16 protein-coding genes are annotated in these 17,394 nt (G+C 62.4%); 10 read left to right on the forward strand and 6 right to left on the reverse strand.

The window, feature by feature from the left end; all coding sequences use genetic code 11:
- Positions 1 to 14 precede the first annotated feature (14 nt).
- From frr to rpsB, 4 genes are all read right to left on the reverse strand, one after another.
- On the reverse strand, positions 15 to 572 hold the full coding sequence (gene frr, locus LJY18_RS11925) for a ribosome recycling factor (RefSeq protein WP_238042035.1): 558 nt from the start codon (positions 570 to 572) through the stop codon (positions 15 to 17).
- Positions 569 to 1,312, reverse strand: a complete 744-nt coding sequence (gene pyrH / locus LJY18_RS11930; RefSeq protein WP_172147861.1) for a UMP kinase — start codon at positions 1,310 to 1,312, stop codon at positions 569 to 571. The genes frr and pyrH overlap by 4 nt, the downstream gene beginning before the upstream one ends.
- A 194-nt stretch (positions 1,313 to 1,506) precedes the next feature.
- A complete protein-coding gene (gene tsf, locus LJY18_RS11935) occupies positions 1,507 to 2,376 on the reverse strand; it encodes a translation elongation factor Ts (RefSeq protein WP_238042036.1) in 870 nt (289 codons plus the stop codon).
- Positions 2,377 to 2,553: 177 nt separating this feature from the next.
- A complete protein-coding gene (rpsB, locus tag LJY18_RS11940) occupies positions 2,554 to 3,306 on the reverse strand; it encodes a 30S ribosomal protein S2 (protein ID WP_238042037.1) in 753 nt (250 codons plus the stop codon).
- A 273-nt stretch (positions 3,307 to 3,579) separates the two neighbouring features.
- On the opposite strand from rpsB, the gene map reads away from it, so the two are divergent.
- From map to LJY18_RS11975, 7 genes are all read left to right on the forward strand, one after another.
- On the forward strand, positions 3,580 to 4,362 hold the full coding sequence (map, locus tag LJY18_RS11945; protein ID WP_238042038.1) for a type I methionyl aminopeptidase: 783 nt from the start codon (positions 3,580 to 3,582) through the stop codon (positions 4,360 to 4,362).
- A gap of 32 nt (positions 4,363 to 4,394) precedes the next feature.
- Positions 4,395 to 7,097 (forward strand): [protein-PII] uridylyltransferase, encoded by a 2,703-nt coding sequence (locus LJY18_RS11950; RefSeq protein ID WP_238042039.1) that lies wholly within the window; start codon positions 4,395 to 4,397, stop codon positions 7,095 to 7,097.
- Between the two features lie 79 nt (positions 7,098 to 7,176).
- Positions 7,177 to 8,379, forward strand: coding sequence for a succinyldiaminopimelate transaminase (dapC, locus tag LJY18_RS11955; RefSeq protein WP_238042040.1), 1,203 nt, complete (start codon positions 7,177 to 7,179; stop codon positions 8,377 to 8,379).
- The gene (locus LJY18_RS11960) at positions 8,376 to 8,723 is read left to right on the forward strand and encodes an ArsC family reductase (protein ID WP_238042041.1); all 348 of its coding nucleotides are present in this window, start codon (positions 8,376 to 8,378) and stop codon (positions 8,721 to 8,723) included. The genes dapC and LJY18_RS11960 overlap by 4 nt, the downstream gene beginning before the upstream one ends.
- A 36-nt stretch (positions 8,724 to 8,759) precedes the next feature.
- Positions 8,760 to 9,794: a 2,3,4,5-tetrahydropyridine-2,6-dicarboxylate N-succinyltransferase gene (dapD, locus tag LJY18_RS11965; protein WP_238042042.1), complete on the forward strand. Its 1,035-nt coding sequence runs from the start codon at positions 8,760 to 8,762 to the stop codon at positions 9,792 to 9,794.
- Positions 9,795 to 10,023: 229 nt separating this feature from the next.
- A complete protein-coding gene (locus LJY18_RS11970; protein ID WP_238042043.1) occupies positions 10,024 to 11,229 on the forward strand; it encodes an aminotransferase class V-fold PLP-dependent enzyme in 1,206 nt (401 codons plus the stop codon).
- Positions 11,226 to 11,636 (forward strand): SufE family protein, encoded by a 411-nt coding sequence (locus LJY18_RS11975; RefSeq protein WP_238042044.1) that lies wholly within the window; start codon positions 11,226 to 11,228, stop codon positions 11,634 to 11,636. Before LJY18_RS11970 ends, LJY18_RS11975 begins: the two co-directional genes overlap by 4 nt.
- A 225-nt stretch (positions 11,637 to 11,861) precedes the next feature.
- On the opposite strand, the gene tcdA is transcribed toward LJY18_RS11975, so the two are convergent.
- Entirely contained in the window at positions 11,862 to 12,674 is an 813-nt protein-coding gene (gene tcdA / locus LJY18_RS11980; RefSeq protein WP_238042045.1) for a tRNA cyclic N6-threonylcarbamoyladenosine(37) synthase TcdA, read from the reverse strand.
- 394 nt (positions 12,675 to 13,068) lie between these two features.
- On the opposite strand from tcdA, the gene dapE reads away from it, so the two are divergent.
- The 3 genes from dapE to LJY18_RS11995 are packed head-to-tail and all read left to right on the forward strand — an operon-like array spanning position 13,069 to position 15,419.
- Complete coding sequence (gene dapE, locus LJY18_RS11985) at positions 13,069 to 14,223, forward strand: succinyl-diaminopimelate desuccinylase (RefSeq protein ID WP_238042046.1); 1,155 nt, start codon at positions 13,069 to 13,071, stop codon at positions 14,221 to 14,223.
- Entirely contained in the window at positions 14,223 to 15,026 is an 804-nt protein-coding gene (locus LJY18_RS11990; protein WP_238042047.1) for a putative RNA methyltransferase, read from the forward strand. Before dapE ends, LJY18_RS11990 begins: the two co-directional genes overlap by 1 nt.
- Before the next feature lie 21 nt (positions 15,027 to 15,047).
- Entirely contained in the window at positions 15,048 to 15,419 is a 372-nt protein-coding gene (locus LJY18_RS11995) for a hypothetical protein (RefSeq protein ID WP_238042048.1), read from the forward strand.
- 132 nt (positions 15,420 to 15,551) lie between these two features.
- Here the strand turns inward: LJY18_RS11995 and LJY18_RS12000 are convergent, their stop codons facing one another.
- A complete protein-coding gene (locus LJY18_RS12000) occupies positions 15,552 to 17,387 on the reverse strand; it encodes a GldG family protein (RefSeq protein ID WP_238042049.1) in 1,836 nt (611 codons plus the stop codon).
- Positions 17,388 to 17,394 lie beyond the last annotated feature (7 nt).

A 17,394-nucleotide genomic window follows, 5' to 3' on the forward strand; every position in this document is an offset into this window, starting at 1 on the left:
GGATCTCCTGACCGCTAAACGGCCATCAGATCCGCTTCTTTCTGCTTCACGGCCACTTCGATTTCCGCCACGAACTTGTCGGTCAGCTTCTGGATATCATCGGCGGCACGACGCTCTTCGTCTTCGCTGATTTCTTTCTCTTTGACCAGATCCTTCAACTGACTCAAGGCATCGCGGCGGATGTTACGTACGGCAATACGGCCATCTTCCGCGGCATCACGCGCCTGCTTGGTGAAGCCCTTGCGGGTCTCTTCGGTCAGCGCCGGCATGGAAATCAGCAGCAGCTCGCCCAGGTTGGTCGGATTGAAGCCCAGACCCGAACTCTGGATCGCCTTGTCGACAGCAGCCAGCATGCCGCGCTCGAACGCCACAACCTGCAGGGTGCGGGAATCCTTGACGGTCACGTTGGCAACCTGATTCAAGGGGGTGTCGGAGCCGTAATAAGGCACCATCACGCCACCCAGAATGCTTGGGTGAGCCTGACCGGTACGAATGCGACTGAAAGCATGGATCAGTGAATCCAGGCTCTTCTGCATACGTTCCTGGGTATCTTTCTTGATCTCGTTGATCATTTTTCACTTTCCTCGATCAGAGTACCTTCGGCACCGCCCAGCACGATATTCAGCAGGGCACCGGGTTTATTCATATTGAAGACGCGCAATGGCATCTTGTGATCGCGGCACAAGCAGATGGCCGTCAGATCCATGACGCCGAGCTTGCGATCCAGCACTTCATCGTAAGTCAGATGATCGAATTTCTCTGCATGCGGATCCTTGAACGGATCGGCAGTGTACACACCGTCCACCTTGGTCGCCTTCAACACCACGTCGGCATCGGTCTCGATGGCCCGCAGGCAAGCGGCCGAATCGGTGGTGAAGAACGGATTACCGGTGCCAGCGGCAAAGATCACCACCTCACCGGTTTTCAGATGACGCAGCGCCTTGCGGCGGTCGTAGTGATCGGTCACCCCGACCATGGAAATCGCCGACATCACGATTGCCGGGATATTCGAACGCTCCAACGCATCACGCATGGCCAGGGCGTTCATCACGGTCGCCAGCATACCCATATGGTCACCGGTCACCCGGTCCATGCCGGCCGCTGACAACGCGGCACCACGGAACAGGTTGCCACCCCCGATGACCAGGCCGACCTGCACGCCAATCCCCACCAGCTGGCCGACTTCCAAGGCCATGCGATCGAGCACCTTGGGGTCGATGCCGAAATCTTCCGACCCCATCAGGGCCTCGCCGCTAAGTTTGAGCAGAATGCGCTTATAGCGCGGTTGACGACCACTCACCTGCTGAGCCATTAACAGTCTCTCCTGCGGCGTTTGAATTCTTTACGCGCCTTGCAGCACGGATTTATGCAGCATGTTGACAACAGCCGAAGCCTTTTGTGCACGCCTACCTTCAGCGCACCAAATAGCCCGACGGCCCCTCAATTTGACAAAGAGGCCGCGCGCATAAGCGGGCAGCCTCTTCGGGGCGACAACTATAAAGCGTCTTACTGCTTGCTGGCAGCCAGTTGTGCAGCAACTTCTTCAGCAAAGTTGTCTACTGGCTTCTCGATGCCTTCGCCGACCTGGAAGCGAGTGAAGGAAACGATTTCAGCACCGGCTTTCTTGGCCAGAGCACCGACCTTGATTTCCGGATCCTTAACGAAGGCCTGCTCAACCAGACTGGCTTCAGCAAGGAACTTCTGGATACGACCGCCAACCATCTTCTCGACGATTTCAGCCGGCTTACCCTTGATCTTGTCTTCGTTGAGGCTCATGAACACGGCTTTTTCGCGCTCGATCGCTTCAGCGGAAACTTCCGAAGGCAGCAGGAACTCAGGATTGCTGGCAGCAACGTGCATGGCGATGTCCTTGGCCAGATCGGCGTCACCGCCTTTCAGGACCACAACCACGCCAATCTTGTTGCCGTGTAGGTAAGCGCCAACGACGTCGCCTTCAACACGGGCCAGACGACGGATATTGACGTTCTCGCCTACCTTGGCCACCAACGCTTCGCGTGCGGTTTCCTGAGAGGCAATCAGCGGAGCCGCGTCGGTCAGCTTTTCGGCGAAGGCTTTTTCCAGGCTGCTGTTGACGAAGTTCTTGAAGTCGTCCTGCAGGGCCAGGAAGTCAGTCTGCGAGTTGACTTCGAGAATCACGGCCGACTTGCCGTCTTCAGCAACCTTGACTGCAATAGCGCCTTCGGCAGCGATGTTGCCTGCCTTCTTGGCTGCCTTGATCGCGCCAGAAGCACGCATGTCGTCGATGGCCTGTTCGATGTCGCCGCCAGCCTTGGTCAAGGCCTTTTTGCAATCCATCATGCCTTCGCCAGTGCGCTCACGCAGCTCCTTGACTAATGCTGCAGTAATCTCTGCCATTTCAAATTCCTCTTGGATAGGTTGTTAACCATTCCACCCGCCTGAACGGGCGATCAATTCTGTAAAACACATTGCCCGCATCCGACCAACATCAACCGGCCGACAATGGTTTTCAAAGTGGCAAAAAGGGGGCCTAGCCCCCTTTTTGCGCAGCGAGTAACGCTTGGCGCGTACCGCTTAGCCCTGAGCCGCTTCGGCTGCAGGAGCTGCTGGGGCTTGCTCGACGAAATCTTCGCTGCCGCCACCGGTGTTGGTGCGACCACGAACTACGGCGTCTGCCATGGCACCCATGTACAGCTGGATGGCGCGAATGGCGTCATCGTTGCCTGGGATGATGTAGTCAACGCCTTCCGGGCTGCTGTTGGTATCGACGATGCCGATAACCGGGATACCCAGCTTGTTGGCTTCGGTGATAGCAATGCGCTCGTGGTCAACGTCGATCACGAACAGAGCGTCCGGCAGACCGCCCATGTCCTTGATACCACCCAGGCTGCGATCCAGTTTTTCCAGATCACGGGTGCGCATCAGGGCTTCTTTCTTGGTCAGCTTGGTGAAAGTGCCGTCTTGGGCTTGAACTTCCAGGTCACGCAGACGCTTGATCGAGGCGCGGATGGTCTTGTAGTTGGTCAGCATGCCGCCCAACCAGCGATGGTCGACGAACGGCGAGCCGCAACGTGCTGCTTCTTGAGCAACGATCTTGCCAGCGGAGCGCTTGGTGCCGACGAACAGAATCTTGTTCTTGCCCGAAGCCAGCTTTTCAACGAACGACAGGGCGTCGTTGAACATCGGCAGGGTTTTTTCAAGGTTGATGATGTGGATCTTGTTACGCGCGCCGAAAATGTACTTACCCATTTTCGGGTTCCAGTAACGGGTCTGGTGACCGAAGTGCACACCGGCCTTCAGCATATCGCGCATATTGACTTGGGACATGATAGTTCCTTAATAAGTCGGGTTAGGCCTCCACGCATCCCAATCTCCAACCATCCGCACGTGGCGAAAGGCACCCAGGAAATCGTGTCGATACGTGTGTGGATTAAAGCTTTCAGGCATACAGCCCGTAAAGCGGCGCGTTTTATACCATAAAAGACAGGCGCAAGCTACAAGCTTCAAACCACACGACAAGGCAGCCGCGCGGGCCGCTTATAGCTTGCAGGTCGAAGCTGCTAACATAGACCTCTTTTCAGTACGCGCCCGAGAGCCAATATGACCGTCACCATCAAGACGCCCGATGAAATCGAAAAAATGCGCGTAGCCGGCCGCCTGGCTGCCGACGTCCTGGAAATGATCGGCGAGCACGTCAAGCCCGGCGTCACCACTGAAGAACTCGACCGCATCTGCCATGACTACATCGTCAATGTGCAGCAGGCCATCCCTGCCCCGCTCAATTACAAAGGCTTTCCCAAGTCGATCTGCACCTCGATCAACCACGTGGTCTGCCACGGCATCCCCAACGAGAAGCCGCTGAAAGAAGGCGACGTGCTGAACATCGACATCACCGTGATCAAGGATGGTTACCACGGCGACACCAGCAAGATGTTCATGGTCGGCAAGGTACCGGAGTGGGCCGAGCGTCTGGCCAAGATCACCCAGGAGTGCATGTATAAAGGCATCCAGCTGGTGCGGCCCGGAGCCCGCCTGGGCGATATCGGTGAAGTGATCCAGAAGCACGCGGAGAAGAATGGTTTCTCGGTGGTGCGCGAGTACTGTGGCCACGGCATTGGTGCGGTGTTCCACGAAGAACCGCAGGTTCTCCACTACGGCCGCGCCGGTACCGGCATGGAACTCAAGGAAGGCATGACCTTCACCATCGAGCCGATGATCAACCAAGGCCGTGCGGAAACTCGCCTGCTCGGCGATGGCTGGACCGCGATCACCAAGGACCGCAAACTTTCGGCACAGTGGGAGCACACCATCCTGGTCACCGCCGATGGCTACGAGATCTTCACCCTGCGCAGCGACGACACCATTCCCCGTACTTCAGCCTGATTATCACCGCTCTTATGAAGGAAGATCGCCGCATGCCCCAGGTAGACTCCAAGCTGTTCGACCGCGGGCAATTCCAGGCAGAGCTGGCGCTGAAATCCAGCCCTATCGGCGCCTTCAAGAAGGCCATCCGGCGCGCCCACGAGGTGCTCGACGCGCGCTTCAAGGAGGGCTGCAATGTACGTCGACTGGTCGAGGACCGCGCCTGGTTCACCGACCAGATCCTGCGTGAAGCCTGGGATCGCCTGGAGTGGTGCGAAGACGCCGACATCGCGCTGCTGGCGGTTGGCGGCTATGGCCGTGGCGAACTGCACCCCTACTCGGACATCGACCTGCTGATCCTGCTCGACAGCGCCGACCACGAAACCTTCCGCGAGCCGATCGAACGCTTTCTCACCCTGCTCTGGGACATCGGCCTGGAGGTCGGGCAAAGCGTGCGTTCGATCGACGAATGTGCGGAGGAGGCCCGTGCCGACCTGACGGTGGTCACCAACCTGATGGAAAGCCGCACCATCGCCGGCCCCGAGCGTCTGCGCCAGCGCATGCAGGATGTCACCAGCACCGCGCAGATGTGGCCCAGCAAGCAATTCTTCCTGGCCAAACGCAAAGAGCAGCGCGCCCGTCATGCCAAGTACAACGACACCGAATACAACCTCGAACCCAACGTGAAGGGTTCGCCAGGAGGTCTGCGCGATATCCAGACCATCCTCTGGGTCGCCCGCCGGCATTTCGGCACCTTGAATTTGCACGCCATGGTCGGCCAGGGCTTTTTCCTGGAAAGCGAATACGCCCTACTGGTGTCCAGCCAGGAGTTCCTGTGGAAGGTGCGCTACGCCCTGCACATGCTCGCCGGGCGCGCCGAAGACCGCTTGCTGTTCGATCACCAGGGCGACATCGCTCGCCTGCTGGGCTATGAAGACGGCAACGCCAAACTGGCAATCGAACGCTTCATGCAGAAGTACTACCGCGTGGTGATGGGTATCGCCGAGTTGAGCGACCTGATCAAACAGCACTTCGAGGAGGAAATCCTCCGTGCCGGCCAAAGCGGTCAGGCGCAGCCGCTGAACAGCCGCTTCCAGCTCCGCGATGGCTACATCGAAGTGACGCACCCCAACGTTTTCAAGCGCACGCCTTTCGCCATTCTGGAAATCTTCGTGCTGATGGCCCAGCACCCCGAGATCAAGGGCGTGTGTGCCGACACCATTCGCCTGCTGCGCGACCACCGCCACCTGATCGACGACGAGTTCCGCAACGACATCCGCAATACCAGCCTGTTCATCGAGCTGTTCAAAACCCCGCAGGGTATCCACCGCAACCTGCGGCGGATGAACCGCTACGGCATCCTCGGGCGCTACCTGCCCGAGTTCGGCCACATCGTCGGGCAAATGCAGCACGATCTGTTCCACATCTATACGGTCGATGCACACACCCTCAACTTGATCAAGTACCTGCGCAAATTCAAGTGGACAGAACTGGCCGAGAAGTTCCCCCTGGCCAGCAAGCTGATCGGCAAACTGCCCAAGCCCGAGCTGATCTACCTGGCCGGGCTTTACCATGACATCGGCAAGGGCCGCGGCGGCGACCACTCTGCACTGGGCGCGGTAGACGCCGAAGCCTTCTGCATACGCCATCAGTTGCCTAACTGGGACACTAAACTGATCGTCTGGCTGGTGCAGAACCACCTGGTCATGTCGACCACCGCCCAGCGCAAGGACTTGTCCGACCCGCAGGTGATCTACGATTTTGCCCGCCTGGTTGGCGACCAGACGCGCCTGGACTACCTCTACGTACTGACCGTGGCCGACATCAACGCCACCAACCCCAGCCTATGGAACTCCTGGCGCGCCAGCCTGCTGCGCCAGCTCTATACCGAAACCAAGCGCGCACTCAACCGCGGCCTGGAAAACCCGCTGGATCGTGAAGAACAGATTCGACTGACCCAGAGCGCAGCCCTGGATATTCTAGTGCGTGGCGGCACCGACCCGGACGAGACCGAACAGCTGTGGTCGCAGCTCGGCGATGACTACTTCCTGCGTCACACTGCAGGCGACGTGGCCTGGCATGCCGAGGCAATCCTGCAGCACGCCAATGACAGCAGCCCGCTGGTGCTGATCAAGGAAACCACCCAACGCGAATTCGAGGGTGGCACCCAGATCTTCATCTATGCCGCCGACCAGCACGACTTCTTCGCCGTGACCGTGGCCACCATGGCCCAGCTCAACCTGAACATCCATGATGCGCGGATTCTCACTTCGACCAGCAAGTTCACCCTCGATACCTATATCGTATTGGAGGCCGAGGGCGGATCGATTGGCGATAATCCAGCGCGGATCAAGCAGATTCGCCAGGGCCTGATCGACGCACTGAAGAACCCCGACGACTACCCGAACATCATTCAGCGCCGGGTACCGCGCCAGCTCAAGCATTTCGCCTTCGCCCCACGGGTGACCATCCACAACGACGCCCAGCGCCCGGTGACCATCCTCGAGTTGACCGCACCCGATCGACCGGGCCTGCTGGCCAGGGTCGGACGGATCTTTCTCGATTTCGACCTGTCGCTGCAAAATGCCAAGATCGCCACACTCGGCGAGCGGGTGGAAGACGTGTTCTTCGTCACCGACGCCAACAACCAGCCGCTGTCCGACCCCGAACTGTGTCGCCGGCTGCAGGAAACCATCATCGAACAGCTCTCGGACGCCAACGGGCAATCCACAGAGTCAAACCGGATAACCATCTGATGACGGCAGCCTCAGGCTGCCGTCATCAACGGCAAGCGCCGGCCAGTCAGTAGTCGCTTGCAGTACCCAGGAAAGAAACATGAACGACGCGTTGAACCAGCTGCAACCCTACCCCTTCGAAAAGCTCCGCGCCTTGCTGGCCGGTGCTCAGCCGCCCAGCGACAAGCCTGCCATCGCCCTGTCGATCGGCGAGCCCAAGCATCGTTCGCCGGCTTTCGTCGCCGAGGCGCTCAGCGCCAACCTGGAAAAACTGGCGGTCTACCCCAGCACCCTGGGCATCGCCGAACTGCGTGAAGCGATCGCCAACTGGTGCAGCCAACGCTTCAACCTGCCAGCCGGCACGCTCGACCCGGCGCGCCATGTACTGCCGGTCAATGGCACGCGCGAAGCCTTGTTCGCCTTTACCCAGACCGTCGTGCAACGGGGTGTCGACGGCCTGGTGATCAGCCCCAATCCGTTCTACCAGATCTACGAAGGCGCGGCTCTGCTCGCCGGTGCCCAGCCACACTACCTGGCGTGCCTGGAACAGCATGGCTTCAACCCGGATTTCGATGCGGTGCCAGCCGACGTATGGCAGCGCTGCCAGATCCTCTTCCTCTGCTCGCCCGGTAATCCGACTGGCGCGCTGATTCCACTGGCCACCCTGAAGCACCTGATCCAGCTGGCCGATGAGTACGATTTCGTCATCGCCGCCGACGAGTGCTACAGCGAGCTGTATTTCGACGAGCTGAATCCACCCGCCGGACTGCTGACCGCCTGCGCCGAACTGGGCCGCAACGATTTCAAGCGCTGCGTGGTATTCCACAGCCTGTCCAAGCGCTCCAACCTGCCAGGCCTGCGTTCGGGCTTCGTCGCTGGCGACGCCGACATATTGAAATCTTTCCTGCTGTACCGTACCTACCACGGCTGCGCCATGCCGGTGCAAACCCAGCTGGCCAGCATTGCCGCCTGGAACGACGAGCAGCACGTCAAGGCCAATCGCGAACTGTATCGCGAGAAATTCGATGCCGTGCTGGCGATTCTCGACGGTGTGCTTGATGTGCAGCGCCCGGATGGCGGCTTCTACCTGTGGGCGAAAACCCCGATGGACGATGAAACCTTCACCCGTGAGCTGTTCGCTCGCGAACACGTGACCGTAGTGCCCGGTTCCTACCTGTCGCGCAGCGTCGACGGCAGCAACCCCGGCGCCGGGCGCGTGCGCATGGCTTTGGTCGCACCGCTGGCCGAGTGCGTCGAAGCCGCCGAACGTATCCGCGCCTTTGTGAAGAGCCTGCAAGCATGAGCAACACCCTTTATGGCATCAAAGCCTGCGACACCATGAAGAAAGCTCGCACCTGGCTCGACGAGCACGGGGTAAGCTATGCCTTTCATGATTACAAAACCGGCGGCATCGACCGTGAGAACCTGGACAAGTGGTGCACCGAACATGGTTGGGAAACCATTCTCAACCGTGCAGGTACCACCTTCCGCAAGTTGGACGAGGCGCACAAAGCCGACCTCGACCAGAACAAGGCGATCGGGCTGATGCTCGCTCAGCCGTCGATGATCAAGCGCCCGGTGCTGGATCTCGGCAACAAGACCCTGGTTGGTTTCAAGCCTGAGCGCTATGCCGCTGAACTGGCTTGAACAACCCCCCATTGGATTCGCGTTAAGGAAAGCAACATGACCACGACCCTCTTCAGCCTGGCCTTTGGCGTCGGCACCCAGAATCGTCAAAGCAACTGGCTGGAAGTCTACTATGCCCAGCCACTGCTCAAGCCAGCGGCCGAACTGGTGGCCAAGGCCGCCGAAAAACTCGGCTACAGCGGTGGCAACCAGGCGATCGGCTTCACTACCCAGCAAGCCGGCGACCTGGCCGAAGCGTTGAAAGGCATCGATGCGGCCCAGGCAGCCCTGCTCACCCGCCTGGCGGAAAGCCACCAGCCACTGGTCGCCACCTTCCTCGCCGAAGACCTGCCCCTGAGCAGCACACCCGAGGCCTACCTCAAGCTGCACCTGTTGTCCCATCGACTGGTCAAGCCGCATGGTCTGAACCTGACCGGAATCTTCCCGCTGCTGCCGAACGTGGCCTGGACCAGCCAGGGCGCCATCGACCTGAGCGAACTGCCCGAACGGCAACTGGAAGCGCGGCTGCGCAGCCAACTGCTGGAAGTCTTCTCGGTCGACAAGTTCCCGAAAATGACCGACTACGTGGTGCCGAGCGGTGTGCGCATCGCCGACACCGCCCGCGTACGCCTGGGTGCCTACATCGGTGAAGGCACGACCGTGATGCACGAAGGTTTCGTCAACTTCAATGCAGGGACCGAAGGCCCGGGCATGATCGAAGGCCGCGTCTCCGCCGGCGTGTTCGTCGGCAAGGGTTCCGACCTGGGCGGCGGCTGCTCGACCATGGGCACCCTGTCCGGAGGCGGCAACCTGGTGATCTCCGTGGGCGAAGGCTGCCTGATCGGCGCCAATGCCGGCGTCGGCATCCCCCTGGGCGACCGCAATACCGTGGAGTCTGGCCTGTACATCACCGCCGGCACCAAGGTGGCGCTGCTCGATGGCCAGAACCAGCTGGTCAAGGTGATCAAGGCGCGTGATCTGGCCGGCCAGCCGGACCTGCTGTTCCGCCGCAACTCGCAAACCGGCAGCGTGGAATGCAAGACCCACAAGTCGGCGATCGAACTCAACAAAGCCCTGCACGCCCACAACTGAAAAGGTTGATTTAAAGCTGCTGCGCTCGACCATGCCAGAGGCTCATTTACACCCGTAAACTGCGCCTCCTCGCCGTATTGCGCCTTGTGACCCACATGGATGTGGGAATTGCCGCAAGCTGCAGGGTACGGGCGCGGCCTTCGCTCGCGACGCTTTAAAATCAACGTTCAAGGCTGCATTTTTATAGGATGGATAGCGCTACGCTCAACCCATCCAACGGTCTGCCCCCATGTCCCTGATTTCACCCTGGCGTGCCGACTTCCCCGGCATCCTGGCTCTCGACGGCGAAGGCCAGACCTATCTGGACAGCGCCGCCACTGCACAAAAGCCGCAGGCCATGCTCGATGCCCTGCTCGGCTACTACGCGGGAGGTGCGGCCAATGTGCACCGTGCCCAGCATGTACCGGGCGAGCGGGCGACTCGCGCCTTTGAAAGCAGCCGTGACAAGGTCGCGCGCTGGCTCAATGCGCCAGACTCGGCGCAGATCGTCTTTACCCGCAGCGCCACCGAAGCCTTCAACCTGCTGGCCTATGGCCTGGAGCATGAGCTGCAGACAGGTGACGAGATTGTCATCAGCGCCCTGGAACACCACGCCAATCTAATCCCCTGGCAGCAGCTGGCCCTGCGTCGCGATCTCAAGCTGATCGTTCTGCCGCTGGATGATGCCGGCCTGATCGACCTCGAGCAGGCGGCCAGCCTGATCGGCCCGCGCACCCGGGTGTTGGCGCTCAGCCAGTTGTCCAATGTGCTCGGCAGCTGGCAGCCGCTGACCGAACTGCTTGCCCTGGGCCAAGCCCAGGGCGCGCTGACCGTGGTCGATGGCGCCCAGGGCGTGGTGCATGGCCGCCATGACGTCGAGGCCCTGGGTTGCGACTTCTATGTCTGCTCCAGTCACAAACTCTACGGCCCCGATGGCGTCGGGCTGCTCTATGGCCGCAAAGCGGCACTGCAGCGTCTCAGGCACTGGCAGTTCGGCGGGGAAATGGTGCGGGTGGCGGATTACCAGGGCGCCGAGTTTCGCGCCGCGCCGCTGGGCTTCGAGGCCGGTACGCCGCCGATCGCCGGGGTGATCGCCCTAGGCGCCAGCCTGGACTACCTGACCTCACTAGATGCTGCTGCCGTGGCCGCCCACGAAGCTGCGCTGCATGGTCAGCTGCTCAGCGGCCTGAAGGCGCGCGATGGCATCCGCCTGCTGGGCACGCCCAGCGTCGCGCTGGCCAGTTTCGTCGTCGCGGGCGTACACAATGCCGACCTCGCCCACCTGCTCACCGAACAGGGTATCGCCGTTCGCGCCGGCCACCACTGCGCCATGCCGCTGCTGAAAAGCTTCGGCCTGGCCGGAGCGATCCGCGTATCCCTGGGCCTGTACAACGACAGCGCGGATCTGCAGCGTTTCTTCGCCGCCCTGGATCAGGCCCTGGAGCTGCTGCAATGAGCCTGCCCGCCGGTGCCGAGCAAGCGCTCGTCGCCTTCGGCCAATGCCCCGGCTGGGAACAACGCGCGCGTTTGCTGATGCAGTGGGGCGAGCGCCTGCCCGCGCTGAGCGACGCGGAGCGCTGCGAGGCCAATCGCGTGCACGGCTGCGAAAGTCAGGTCTGGCTGGTCGCGGAGCAACAAGACCAGTGCTGGCAGTTTCGCGCCAGCAGCGATGCGCGCCTGCTGCGCGGGCTGCTGGCGCTGCTGCTGGCGCGGGTCAATGGCCTGAGCGGCGCGGACCTCGCCGCAATCGACCTGAGCGACTGGTTCGGCCAGCTCGGCCTGGCGCGCCAGCTCTCGCCTTCGCGCAGCAATGGCCTGAATGCCGTGCTGCAGCGCATGCGCGAGCTGACGGAACGCGCCTAGAACGCCGAGACCGAGGATCTAGCGACCCGATCGGTCAAGTCGTTTATTCATAGGCTCAAGTCGATCCGCAACCTTGTGGGAGGCGCGCCCTGCGGTGAATGCGGTTAGCAGGGCTGCCAGCTTGCTGCGTCGACGCGCAAGGCACAGGCTTCGCCCCCAGGTCGGGCCTGCCACAGATAAGGCGTAGAACGGCGTACTTGAGTTAACCACTAACCGTACAGGCCACTAGTCCACATGTGCAACGCGCTCGGCCGGCCTGCGCGCGCCGGCCACCAGCTTCTCCACGGTCTTGGCCACGGCGACCATGCCGAAGCTTGCGGTGACCATCATCGCCGCTCCAAAGCCGCCGGCGCAGTCGAGCTTGACCCCTTCGCCGACAAAGCCCTTGTACTGGCACACGCTGCCGTCCGGCTTGGGGTAGCGCAACTGCTCGGTGGAAAACACGCAGGGCACGCTGTAATTACGCCCCGGCGTACGCGAGAACTTGTAGTCGCGGCGCAGGGTCGAACGCACCTTGGCGGCCAGCGGATCGTTCCAGGTCTTGTTGAGGTCGCCGACCTGGATCTGCGTCGGGTCGATCTGCCCGCCGGCGCCACCGGTGGTGACCACCTGGATCTTGCGCCGCTTGCACCAGGAGATCAGCGCCGCCTTGGCGTTGACGCTGTCGATGCAATCGATCACCGCGTCGAGTTGCTCGGTGATGTACTCGGCCATGGTCTCGCGGGTGACGAAGTCCGCCACGGCGTGTACCACGCAGGCCGGATTGATCGCACGGATGCGCGCCGCCATGACCTCGACCTTGCCCCGGCCGACCGTGCTGTCCAGCGCCTGGATCTGCCGGTTGGTATTGCTGACGCAGACATCGTCCAGGTCAAACAGCGAGATCTCGCCGACCCCCGAGCGCGCCAGCGCCTCGGCCGCCCAGGAACCGACGCCGCCGATGCCGACCACCGCGACATGCGCCGCGGCCAGCCGTTCGGCGCCCTCGCGACCGTACAGGCGGGCAATTCCAGCAAAGCGTTGTTCGTCGATCGTCATTTCATCACCTCGATCCCCATTCCCCGGGCAGGCGCGCATTATAGGAAGCTCACCTGGCACACCCAAGTGCCGATTCGACTCAAGCCGGTGAATAACTGCCTATATGGGTTTGCTCAAGCTGACGGCGCTATATCCCGCCGACAACAAGGCCGTCTTCAAGCGCATGGACGCGCCGACCCGCCGGTCCGAATACGGCCTGGATGCCGATGCGATCCCCCAAGTGCTGGCGCAACGGCATGGCCACCCGTTGATACCTGCGGCGAACACCGCGATATTGACCTGGAGGTCAGCGAGCGCATCCCGTTGCGTGCGTTGTACCTGCAGACACAGGCCAAGGGCTGCCGTTTTGCTTTAAGATGGCGACCTTTCCGCTTGACGCCGCTCTGGAGCCGCAATGACTGCCCCCGCCCCGACCCTGACGCCCACCCTGGAACTCGCCTGCGATCTGATTCGCCGTCCGTCCGTCACCCCGGTCGACGAAGGCTGCCAGGAGCTGATGATGCGCCGCCTCGACGCCCTGGGTTTCCAGATCGAAGCCATGCGCATCGAGGAAGTGGACAACTTCTGGGCCAGCCATGGCCAGCAGGATGGTCCGGTGCTGTGCTTCGCCGGGCATACCGACGTGGTGCCGACCGGCCCGCTGCAGGCCTGGCAACACCAGCCGTTCGACGCCCTGATCGACGAGCAGGGCATGCTCTGCGGGCGCGGCGCGGCCGACATGAAGGGCAGCCTGGCGTCGATGATCATCGCGGTCGAGCGCTTCGTCGCCGACCACCCGCTGCATAAGGGCCGCATTGCCTTCCTGATCACCAGCGACGAAGAAGGCCCGGCCCAGCACGGCACCAAGGCCGTGGTCGAGCGCCTGGCCGCGCGGGGCGAGCGCCTCGACTGGTGCATCGTCGGCGAGCCGTCGAGCACCTCGCTGGTCGGCGATACGGTCAAGAACGGCCGCCGCGGCTCGCTCGGCGCCAAGCTCACGGTACGTGGCGTGCAGGGGCATGTGGCCTACCCGCACCTGGCGAAGAATCCCATCCACCTGGCCGCCCCGGCACTGGCCGAACTGGCCAGCGAGCACTGGGACAACGGCAACGCCTTCTTCCCGCCAACCAGCTTCCAGGTCTCCAACCTGAATGCCGGCACCGGCACCACCAACGTGATCCCGGGCGAACTGCAGGCGATCTTCAACTTCCGTTTCTCCACCGAGTCCACGGTCGAAGGCTTGCAGCAGCGGGTCAATGCGATCCTCGACAAACACGGCCTGGACTATCACGTGGAGTGGGCCTTGTCCGGCCTGCCGTTCCTCACCGAACCCGGCGCCCTGCTCGACGCGGTGGCCGCCAGCATCAAGAGCGTGACCGGTCGCGAGACCCAGCCCTCGACCAGCGGCGGCACCTCCGATGGACGCTTTATCGCCACCCTCGGCACCCAGGTGGTCGAACTCGGGCCGGTCAACGCCACCATCCACCAGATCAACGAGCGTGTGCTGGCCAGTGACCTGGAGGTGCTGACCGAGATCTACTATCAGACCCTCGTGAAGCTGCTCGCCTGATGCTGACCTGCCCCCTCTGCCAGGGCGCCCTGAGCGCCGTCGACAATGGGGTGGCCTGCCCCAGCGGCCACCGTTTCGACCGCGCGCGCCAGGGCTACCTGAATCTGCTGCCGGTGCAGCACAAGAACAGCCGCGACCCTGGCGACAACGCCGCCATGGTCGAGGCCCGTCGACGCTTTCTCGATGGCGGCCACTATGCGCCGCTGGCCAAGCGCCTGGCCGAACTGGCCGCGGCATATGCGCCCGCGCGCTGGCTGGATATCGGTTGCGGCGAGGGCTATTACACCGCCCAGCTTGCCGATGCCCTGCCAGAAGCCGACGGTTATGCCCTGGATATCTCCCGCGAAGCGATCAAACGTGGCTGCAAGCGTTCGCCGCAGCTGACCTGGCTGGTCGCCAGCATGGCCCGGGTGCCGCTGGCCGACGCCAGTTGCCAGCTGCTTGCCAGCGTGTTCAGTCCGCTCGACTGGGAGGAAGCCAAACGCCTGCTCGCCCCCGGCGGCGGCCTGCTGCGCATGGGCCCGACCCGCGAACACCTGATGCAACTGCGGCACAAGCTGTATGACGAAGTCCGCGATTACGACGACCAGAAGCACCTCGAGCTGATCCCCGAAGGCATGCGCCTGGCTCACAGTGAAACCCTCAGCTTCAAGCTGCAGCTGAGCAGCAGCGAGGCCCGCGCCGACCTGCTGGCGATGACGCCCCACGGCTGGCGCGCCAGCGCCGAACGGCGCGCCGCGGTGATCGCCGAACCTTTAGAAGTGACGGTTGCCATACGCTACGATTGGATCGAAAAAACTTAGGCTCCCCAGGAACAGATGACCATGCGCCAACCGGATATCGAGATTTACCTGAAAGATGCCGACCACCACGCCATCGCCGCCTGGCTGAGCGAAGCGCTCGGTCCTTGCACGCCCTGGCAGCAGAAAGGCCAGACCTTCAAGTGCCTGGCCGGCGATGTGCCGGTGACCTGGCTGCCGAAGGCCGTCGGCAAGTGGCACAGCCTCTACCTGGAAAGCGCCGCAACCCCCTGGGACGACGACCTGAGCTGCGCCCAGGCGGCCTTTGCCGCGCTCGGCGTTGAAGTACGCTGCGCCCCAGGCAGCTGGCAGGAAGAAGAAAACCACGAGCAAGCTGACCGCTGGATGCGTATCAGCGCCGACGGGGTCGAGGAAATCACCTGGCGCACCGGCTGAGGCACAAGCGCGACGCCTAGCGCCTACGGGCCAGGACACACGAAAAAGCCCGTCATCGACGGGCTTTTTCGTTGCTGTCACAACTCGGGGCGCGCAGACGAGCTGCGCCCTCCCAGCCAGGTGCTCAGCCCATCAACCGTGCTTGCGCCGCCGCCACAACCACAATGCCAGTACGCCGAGCGTCAGCAACAGCGGCATCAGGGCGATATTGACGAACTTCAGGGTGCGCCCTAGCGCTTCGATATCGGCGTTCAGCTGGTAGCGCACCTCGCGCAGTTCCTTGCGGATCTTCAGCTTCTCCTGAAGGAACTGGCGCACCGTGGCCTGCTGCTCCGGGGTCAGCTCCAGCGCCTTGCTCGGGTCGTCGTTCTGCTGCAGCGCCGCAAGTTTCTGCTCGGTGTCCGCCAGGCGCGCCTGCAGGGCCTGCTCCTTCTCGCGGTAACGTGTCTCGGCCTCGCGCTGCAATGCCTCGACCACCTCGAACGGCCGGGTGAAACGTCCGCGCGAACGCACGCTGATCAGCGCCTCGGAACCGGCTAGGTTATCCAGCGCGTTGATCGTGAAGCTGGCGTTGTCCGCCCACGGCTGCGGAATGCGCTGGCCGAAGAAGTCCTGCACCTGGACCCACATGCGGTCGGTGAGCATATCGGTATCGGCGACAACGATGAGGTTGATGTTGTCCGCCTGCTTGAGCCCGTCCTTGCGCCCCTCGATGCCGTCCGGGTAGGCCGACTGCGCCGGGCCGTCGATCCGCGCGGCGAGGCTGTAACGCTCGCCGGTCGGCTGCAGCTCGCGGATCAGTTCTTCCGGGTTCTGCAACATGGCGAAGCGCTTCACGTCGAACGGCATGGCGTACTGCGAGCTCTGGATCAGCGGGATGAAACGGGTCTTGGCGCCCTCCAGCGGCTCGAGCATGCCGGCGGCGGCCACGGTCAGGTTCTCCAGTCCGGCGGTGCTGATGTCCTCCTGGTCCAGGGCGTTCTTCGGCAGGCTCAGCCAGGCGGCATGCCGCACCGGCCGGCGATCCTGGCCCATGCTCACCGACATGGCGTAGGAGCCGTCGCCGAGCACCTGATCCGGCAGCATGCGCAGGCCCCAGGCCTTGAACAGCGGTTCCAGATCGGAGGACTGGTCCAGGGCCATCGCCCCGGGCATCTCGGCCTGGGTATCGGCCTCGCTGAACGGATCGACGAAGGCCAGCAGCTTGCCGCCGCGCAGGACGAACTGGTCGATGGCATAGAGGGTCTGTTGCGGCAACTGCTTGGGGTGCACCAGCAGCAGCACCGAGACATTCTCGGGGATCAGATCGACGTCGGCCTTCAGGCTCTCGATCTGGAACAGTTGGCGGATTTCCTCCATGACCATCCACGGCGGCGTCGGCCGACGAGACGCCATGTCGAAGCCGCCATTGATCTGCAGCCCGGACAGCACGCCGACCACCGGCCGCTCGGGCTTGGCCAGGCTCTGCAGCAGGCGGCTGATCTCGTATTCGAGGAACTCCTCCTGATCCAGAGCGAAGAACGGGATCACCTGCACATCGCCCGCGGCGTTCTTGCCGGCCAGGCCGAAGTAGATCGAGTCGCCGCCCTGCTGCAGAGGAATGGCCTGCAGGCCAAACTCGGCGGCCTTGTCCTCCTCCGCGGAGAAGGGCTCGGGGTCGATGATGTTCAGTTTGAGCTTGCCACCCGCCTCACGCTGGTAGGCTTCGAGCATTTCCTCGACCCGCTTGGCGTAGGTGCGCAGCGCCGGCAGGTCCTTGGTGGCGGTATCGGAGTAGAAGAAGTCCAGCTCCACCGGCTCATCCAGTTCGGCAAGGATCTGCTTGGTACCGGAGGATATGGTGTAAAGCTTCTGCTCGGTCAGATCCAGGCGTGCGCCGGTCAGGCTCAGGCTGGAGAACAGGTTGAAAGCGAGAAACGCCAGGGCGATGAGAACAAGCCCGGCGCCGGAATACATCAGCTTTTTCATGGGCGCC

Origin of the sequence: Pseudomonas sp. MMS21 TM103 (genome assembly GCF_022132145.1) — a bacterium.
Lineage (GTDB): Bacteria > Pseudomonadota > Gammaproteobacteria > Pseudomonadales > Pseudomonadaceae > Aquipseudomonas.

Coding starts and splice junctions, on each gene's coding strand:
- LJY18_RS11975 (WP_238042044.1), top strand. CDS start 11,226: ATGAGCCTGCCCGCCGGTGCCGAGCAAGCGCTCGTCGCCTTCGGCCAA.
- tcdA (WP_238042045.1), bottom strand. CDS start 12,674: ATGACGATCGACGAACAACGCTTTGCTGGAATTGCCCGCCTGTACGGT.
- LJY18_RS11995 (WP_238042048.1), top strand. CDS start 15,048: ATGCGCCAACCGGATATCGAGATTTACCTGAAAGATGCCGACCACCAC.
- pyrH (WP_172147861.1), bottom strand. CDS start 1,312: ATGGCTCAGCAGGTGAGTGGTCGTCAACCGCGCTATAAGCGCATTCTG.
- tsf (WP_238042036.1), bottom strand. CDS start 2,376: ATGGCAGAGATTACTGCAGCATTAGTCAAGGAGCTGCGTGAGCGCACT.
- dapD (WP_238042042.1), top strand. CDS start 8,760: ATGACCACGACCCTCTTCAGCCTGGCCTTTGGCGTCGGCACCCAGAAT.
- LJY18_RS11990 (WP_238042047.1), top strand. CDS start 14,223: ATGCTGACCTGCCCCCTCTGCCAGGGCGCCCTGAGCGCCGTCGACAAT.
- LJY18_RS12000 (WP_238042049.1), bottom strand. CDS start 17,387: ATGAAAAAGCTGATGTATTCCGGCGCCGGGCTTGTTCTCATCGCCCTG.
- LJY18_RS11950 (WP_238042039.1), top strand. CDS start 4,395: ATGCCCCAGGTAGACTCCAAGCTGTTCGACCGCGGGCAATTCCAGGCA.
- rpsB (WP_238042037.1), bottom strand. CDS start 3,306: ATGTCCCAAGTCAATATGCGCGATATGCTGAAGGCCGGTGTGCACTTC.
- frr (WP_238042035.1), bottom strand. CDS start 572: ATGATCAACGAGATCAAGAAAGATACCCAGGAACGTATGCAGAAGAGC.
- LJY18_RS11960 (WP_238042041.1), top strand. CDS start 8,376: ATGAGCAACACCCTTTATGGCATCAAAGCCTGCGACACCATGAAGAAA.
- dapC (WP_238042040.1), top strand. CDS start 7,177: ATGAACGACGCGTTGAACCAGCTGCAACCCTACCCCTTCGAAAAGCTC.
- LJY18_RS11970 (WP_238042043.1), top strand. CDS start 10,024: ATGTCCCTGATTTCACCCTGGCGTGCCGACTTCCCCGGCATCCTGGCT.
- map (WP_238042038.1), top strand. CDS start 3,580: ATGACCGTCACCATCAAGACGCCCGATGAAATCGAAAAAATGCGCGTA.
- dapE (WP_238042046.1), top strand. CDS start 13,069: ATGACTGCCCCCGCCCCGACCCTGACGCCCACCCTGGAACTCGCCTGC.